At 43.4% G+C, this 6,464-nt stretch carries 9 protein-coding genes; 7 read left to right on the forward strand and 2 right to left on the reverse strand.

The genetic code is table 11. The annotated features are described in order from the left end of the window. Positions 1-17: 17 nt before the first annotated feature. Both F905_RS00925 and F905_RS00930 read right to left on the reverse strand, forming a co-directional pair. Complete coding sequence (locus F905_RS00925; RefSeq protein ID WP_005175967.1) at positions 18-635, reverse strand: L-threonylcarbamoyladenylate synthase; 618 nt, start codon at positions 633-635, stop codon at positions 18-20. A gap of 84 nt (positions 636-719) precedes the next feature. Next, a complete protein-coding gene (locus tag F905_RS00930; RefSeq protein ID WP_005175973.1) occupies positions 720-1,382 on the reverse strand; it encodes an elongation factor P hydroxylase in 663 nt (220 codons plus the stop codon). Between the two features lie 97 nt (positions 1,383-1,479). Between F905_RS00930 and F905_RS00935 the strand changes: the two genes are divergently transcribed. From F905_RS00935 to F905_RS14930, 7 genes are all read left to right on the forward strand, one after another. After that, positions 1,480-2,037, forward strand: a complete 558-nt coding sequence (locus F905_RS00935; RefSeq protein ID WP_005175975.1) for a YceD family protein — start codon at positions 1,480-1,482, stop codon at positions 2,035-2,037. A 76-nt stretch (positions 2,038-2,113) separates the two neighbouring features. After that, positions 2,114-2,299, forward strand: a complete 186-nt coding sequence (rpmF, locus tag F905_RS00940) for a 50S ribosomal protein L32 (RefSeq protein ID WP_005175977.1) — start codon at positions 2,114-2,116, stop codon at positions 2,297-2,299. Between the two features lie 192 nt (positions 2,300-2,491). Continuing rightward, positions 2,492-3,469, forward strand: coding sequence for an ACP S-malonyltransferase (gene fabD / locus F905_RS00945; RefSeq protein WP_005175982.1), 978 nt, complete (start codon positions 2,492-2,494; stop codon positions 3,467-3,469). Continuing rightward, a complete protein-coding gene (gene fabG / locus F905_RS00950; protein WP_005175986.1) occupies positions 3,466-4,200 on the forward strand; it encodes a 3-oxoacyl-ACP reductase FabG in 735 nt (244 codons plus the stop codon). Before fabD ends, fabG begins: the two co-directional genes overlap by 4 nt. An 83-nt stretch (positions 4,201-4,283) precedes the next feature. Beyond that, entirely contained in the window at positions 4,284-4,520 is a 237-nt protein-coding gene (gene acpP, locus F905_RS00955; protein WP_001279871.1) for an acyl carrier protein, read from the forward strand. A 197-nt stretch (positions 4,521-4,717) separates the two neighbouring features. Beyond that, positions 4,718-5,194 (forward strand): peptidoglycan-binding protein LysM, encoded by a 477-nt coding sequence (lysM, locus tag F905_RS00960; RefSeq protein WP_005175989.1) that lies wholly within the window; start codon positions 4,718-4,720, stop codon positions 5,192-5,194. A 440-nt stretch (positions 5,195-5,634) separates the two neighbouring features. Beyond that, positions 5,635-6,464: BapA/Bap/LapF family prefix-like domain-containing protein (locus tag F905_RS14930; protein ID WP_005175992.1), on the forward strand; the 830-nt coding region annotated here is incomplete at its 3' end.

Raw genomic sequence — 6,464 nt, forward strand, 5'->3', positions numbered from 1 at the left:
GGTGGCGCTGAGCGCCGTTATTCAAACGCACTCACATCACCAATACCACGACGGATAATTTCCGGCTGATCACCAGATAAATCGACAATACTGGTGGTGGTTAAAGTCCCCAGGCCACTATCAATAAACACATCAATTCGTTTACCAAGCTGCATTTCAATATCATAAGGATCATCCAGTGGATCATCCTGCCCCGGTAAAATCAGGGTGGAGGTCAAGAGCGGTTCATCCAGCTCTTTCAGTAACATTTGGCAAACCGGATTGCTCGGAATACGCAGGCCAATGGTTTTCTTTTTCGGGTGCATCAGACGGCGCGGCACTTCACTGGTGGCCGGTAAAATAAAAGTGGTTACTGCCGGGGTATTGTTTTTTAGCAGGCGATACATGGCATTATCGACCTTGGCATAAGTGGCAATATCGGACAGGTCACAACATAAAATTGCATATTGATGTTTAGGGCCAAGACCACGAATCTGGGCAATCCGTTCCATGGCTGCTTTATTCCCAATCTGGCAGCCAATCGCATAGGCTGCATCGGTAGGATAGACCACCACATCGCCGGCACGAATCCGTTCTACTGCCTGGCTAATTAAACGGGTCTGAGGATTTTCAGGATGAACTCTTAAATGCAGCATATTCTTTTCTCCTGATCTGATGATGATTCGCTTTTCAGACCATTGTACAAAGCCCTGTGTATCCAGAGCGTTGATTTATGTTATTTAATCAAGCATTTCTCTTGAAAACTCATCGCTATGTAAGCTTTTGCCATGCCGGGTACATAAACAGATACAGTCAATAAAGCGTTTGGCATCGCGTGGCAGTTTGGCTTCACCACGAAAATAACGCTGCACCTGGGCATAAACATTGTCTTTAAAGCAGGCACCATCGCCACCTTCACCGGTCAGGTTATCTAAAGAAACCCGGAATTTGCGTCCAAATGCAGTGGCAAACATCCATTCAATCGCTTGCGGCTTGATTTCGACCTGCTCAAACAGGGCCTGCTGCTCAGCCGTGCGGCCATCCGGAGCATACCAGTAGCCTAAATCGGGCTGTTTACGGCGTTCCTCACCGGCAATGGTCCAGTGACTGATTTCATGCAGGGCACTGTTAAAGAAACCATGCGCAAACTGGATGCGGGCAGGGGTGTCTGCGGTGGCGGGGAAATACTCCGGTTCAAAATCACCACGCACCAGGTTGACATTGTGGTGGGAAAACCAGTGATTAAAGTGTAAGATGAGCCAATCGACGTATTCTGATTCTGTCGATAATTTCAACCAGTCCGAGAGTTGCACTTGGTCAGGTGAAATGTCAGAATCGAGCGTTGAAAGTGTGCTAACGAGTGATGAAACATTCACTTCTGTTTGCGGCTGCAACAGATGCATGACTTAATTTACCCAATTGGTCTGTCTAAATAAGTACAAAATTGTATCTTAATCTTTGACAGAGTACTGATGAATTTGTAGAATTGCCGCCTTAATTATGTCAGCAAATACCTTTCCGGCACAGATTGAGCCGTTTAAATGGGCTGAACAGGGCTTTACATGGTCAGGTACCCTGCCATTGTCTCGCTTTGCTCGTATTGCTCGTGAAGCTGTTGGATCAATTGATGATCAATTGATTAACATAGACTGTAAGCTATCAATGGATGCCTATCATCGCATTGCATGGCTAGATGGTCACGTTGAAACACAAGTTCCAATGGAATGCCAGCGCTGTCTGGATACCGTGGAAATTGACCTTGTTTTAGACTTCCATTTAGCGCTTGTAGATGATGAGTCACTGATAGAGCGCTTGGATGAGGATGCTGATTTCATTGTTCTGGGTGAAAGTGAAGCAACCAGCAAAGGTGATTATGATTCACCGGCGACGGCTGATTTACTCGCACTTATAGAAGATGAACTGTTATTGTTGCTGCCTTTGTCGCCTAAGCATGACGCTTGCGAACACAAGCATCAACCTGCCGTTCAGAACGATGTCGAAGAAAAACGGGATAATCCGTTTGATGTTTTGGCAAGTTTGAAGGGTAAACTTAACTAAAAATTATGTTATAATTTTGCGTTAAGACAACTGAATTTGTTCTGATCCATTTTTTCGATCTTTGTAAGGAGCCATCATGGCCGTTCAGCAAAACCGTAAAAGTCGCTCTCGCCGTGACATGCGCCGTTCACATGACGCTTTAACCGAGAATGCATTAACTGTAGACCAAGCTACTGGTGAAACTCATCGTCGTCACCACGTATCTAAAGATGGTATCTACCGTGGTCGTCAATTATTCGCTAAAGCAGCTGATGCTGAATAATTGTTGACAAGCATTAAGCGTCAAGCTTAGTGGAAAAAATGGGAGCGTAAGCTCCCTTTTTTTGTTGTTTTTCGCAATTACTTCGCCCGAAAAATAGTGTTAAATTTTCGCACCAACGATCAGCTTACATAAAAAAGAACTGTTGAAGGGGCGTACCCTGTTTAAAACAGCTCTACACGAAAGGATTTTTATATGTCTGCTACACGATTCGAGCAAGCGACAAAAACTGCATTTGTGTTTCCAGGACAAGGTTCACAAAAAGTCGGCATGCTAGCAGAACTTGCAGAACAGTTTGCTGGTGTGCGTGAAACTTTTGCGGAAGCATCGGCCGCAATCGGTTTTGATTTATGGCACATTGCGCATAGTGGTGAAGGTTTAGATCAAACAGAATTTACCCAGCCGGTTTTATTGACCGCCAGTATTGCGTTATGGCGTGTCTGGCTGGAGCTGGGTGGTGTAGCACCCAAATATCTGGCAGGCCACTCTCTGGGCGAATACAGCGCGCTGGTGGCGGCGGGTGCGTTATCACTGGGTGATGCCGTGAAGCTGGTGAATTTGCGTGGCAAACTCATGCAGTCAGCTGTGCCACAAGGCCAGGGCGCTATGGCGGCCATTTTGGGTCTGGAAGATGCCAAAGTGATTGAACTGTGTGCGCAAGCTACCGCACAAGGCACCGGTTCAGTTGAAGCAGCCAACTACAATGCCCAAGGTCAGGTGGTAGTTGCTGGCGATAAAGCAGCGGTAGATGCAGTCATCGCACTCGCCAAAGAAAATTCAGCCAAAGCTATTGCGCTTCCGGTGTCAGTGCCATCGCACTGTTCACTGATGAAACCGGCTGCAGAACAGTTCGCACAAGCTTTGGAACAAACTGCCATTGAGCTACCAAGCATTCCTGTAATACAAAATGTGGGCGCAGCTGTAGCAACTGATGTTGCTCAATTGCGTCAGGCTTTGACTGCTCAATTGTATCAGTCTGTGCAATGGACAAACACCATGCAGTACCTGCAAGACCAGGGCATTCAGTACATTGTTGAATGTGGTCCAGGGAATGTATTGGCGAACCTTGCAAAACGCTTACCTCACATAGAAAAAGCATTCCCGATTGACAGCAATAGTCGTCTGGAGGATGCCTTAAATGCCATTTTAGTGGCTGAAGGGAAAATTGCATGACACAAGAACGCAAAGTCGCATTGGTGACAGGTGCAAGCCGAGGGATTGGTGCAGCCATCGCTCAGCAGCTTATTCAAGACGGTTATTTTGTGGTTGGGACAGCAACTTCTGAAGCAGGTGCAGAAAAACTAAGCACAGGCTTTGGTGAACAGGGTGCGGGTAAAGTCCTGGATGTTCGTAATGGCGAGGCAATTGATGCGCTCATTTCGGACATCGAACAAAACTATGGTCCGGTACTGGTCTTGGTGAACAACGCTGGTATTACCAAAGATAATTTGTTACTGCGTATGTCTGAAGATGACTGGGATGATATCCTCAACATCCATCTGAAAGCCGTTTACCGTTTGTCTAAACGTATACTGAAAGGCATGACCAAAGCGCGTTTCGGTCGCATTATTAATATTAGTTCAGTGGTGGCACACTTTGCCAATCCGGGACAGGCCAACTACTCTGCGGCCAAAGCAGGGATTGAGGCATTTAGCCGCAGCCTGGCCAAGGAAATGGGCAGCCGTCAAATTACAGTCAACTCTGTTGCACCCGGTTTTATTGCAACAGAAATGACCGAACAGTTAAGTGAAGAAATTCGCAAAAAAATGAGTGAGCAAGTGGCATTAAACCGTTTAGGTGATCCACAAGATATCGCCAATGCAGTGAGTTTCTTGGCTTCTGACAAAGCAAGTTACATCACTGGTACAGTGTTACATGTAAATGGTGGTTTATACATGAATTAAGCTCATGTATAAACTTTCAAAAACTTATAGATTCAATTAAACTAACGGCATTAAAAACGCCACAAGCAATGAGGAGAATTCCTGTGAGCGATATCGAACAACGCGTTAAACAAGCGGTTGCTGAACAACTTGGTCTTAAAGCTGAAGAGATTAAAAACGAAGCATCTTTCATGGATGACTTAGGTGCAGACTCTCTGGACCTGGTTGAACTTGTAATGTCTTTCGAAAATGATTTCGACATCACAATTCCTGATGAAGATTCAAACGAAATTACAACTGTTCAATCTGCAATTGACTATGTGACTAAAAAACTTGGTTAATTAAAGATTTTTAGCAGATGCTAAGAAAAGCCACCCTTTTGGGTGGTTTTTTTATGGCCGGCCGAAATTACATAAGCTTACTTTTATCTAACCAAGCGCAACGCTCTCCTGTGTATTTTTTCGTTATAAAAAGAAAGCACGCAATTCCAAATGATTGATAAAAATCAATTGCATCAAATAAAAGCTGGAGAATAACAATGGGACTTTTTGATTTTGTAAAAGGTATTGGTAAGAAAAACACTGCCCCGGCAGAGCAACAACCGGCTGCACCAGCGGCCCCAGCAGAACCGTCAGCACAGGAAATGGCCAATAAATTATTAGGACATATTAAATCTTTAGGCTTACCAATTACGGGCCTTTCTGTGAACTACAATGGCAAGACCGATTTAGCCACGATTAAAGGGCAGGTACAAAGCCAGGCTGATCGTGAAAAAATTGTACTGGCGGTGGGAAATATTGATCATGTCGCGCAAGTGGATGATCAGATGACTGTGGCAACGCCAGAACCAGAAAGTAAATTCTATACAGTTAAATCAGGCGATACCCTGTCTAAAATCTCAAAAGAGTTTTATGGTGATGCCAATCAGTACAATAAAATCTTTGAAGCCAACCGTCCTTTGTTAAAAGATGCGGATGATATTTTCCCTGGACAGGTGTTACGTATTCCGGCTTAAAGATCCAGCATTTTTATAAAAAGACGCGTATCGCGTCTTTTTTGTTTTTTAATAATCTTCAAATACTTAAAAAGAATTAATGTAACTTTTTTTATTTATATTTATCTTGCTTGTAATTGTGTGTATTTGCTGTGTAATTTTTAACATTTTCAATACAATAAGTTAATTTATGTGATGTGATTAAAATAAATAAATAAAAGTAATGATAATTTTGCATTTGTTTAGTTTAATTAATAATTATGTCTCATTTTAAAAAAATAATTAAAACAAATGCTTATCACATTCTAAATTTTAGTTTTTAAAACCGAGTATTTTGATAAGAAATATTAATCAGTATGTTCTGAGTATAAACTCGATAAAAATGCCAACTCTTGCTAAGAAGAATAAGAATTTCAAAACCTAACTTTACATAAAGATACGATCATAAAAAGGAAGAGGGTATGCCAAATATAGCGGTTACTTCGAAAGAGACACAGCAGTTATTGCTGTCTGCTGATACGAATACGGTTACTTTATCTGAAAACTCTGTTGTCAAGATTGATACAGCAATTGAGGATGTGGCGAGTATTACTCGAGAGGGAAATGCAGCAATAGTGAACCTGAAAAATGGCGAAAAGGTAGTGATCGAAAGCTATTTTGATGACCCATTAGATAGCCATCATATTGTTTTTGATAATGGAGAGCAGCTGTATTGGGCAGAGTTCGCAAATGCTGCTGGCGAGATCCTTCCTACAATTAAATATCATTTTATCGAAACGATTAGTCCACTGTTATACGCTGATACACTTGCTGCCCTGATGCCTTGGGTCACTGGAGCTGTAGCTGCAGGAGCGACTATTGCTGCGGTAGGTTCAGATTCTGATAGTGCATCATCAAATACACCAGTAGATTCTACAGCTGCAGAACAACTAGTGATTGCAGCAGAAGAGGCTCAACAGGCTGCAGAAGATCTATTAAATCAGGCGCAAGAAGATGGCCTGATTACCTCAGAAGAGCAAGCGCAGCTTCAAGATGCGGCAGATGCAGCAGCAGAAGCCAAAGATACTGCGCAAGATGCAGTCACAGCCTTGCCTGAAAGTGCAGATAAAGAAGAGTTGCAAGATCGTCTCGATGCCATCAATGATCCAATCACAGTACCGCCAGTGAATGATGCAGATGGTAACGGTATCGATGACGCATTCGAAGCAGCGGAAGCCCTGGTGACTGATGCTGAAAATGCACACCAGGCAGCAGAAGATGTAATTGCAGGTGCTCAAGAAGATGGCCTGAT

Source organism: Acinetobacter sp. CIP 53.82 (assembly GCF_000369465.1).
Taxonomy (GTDB): domain Bacteria; phylum Pseudomonadota; class Gammaproteobacteria; order Pseudomonadales; family Moraxellaceae; genus Acinetobacter; species Acinetobacter indicus.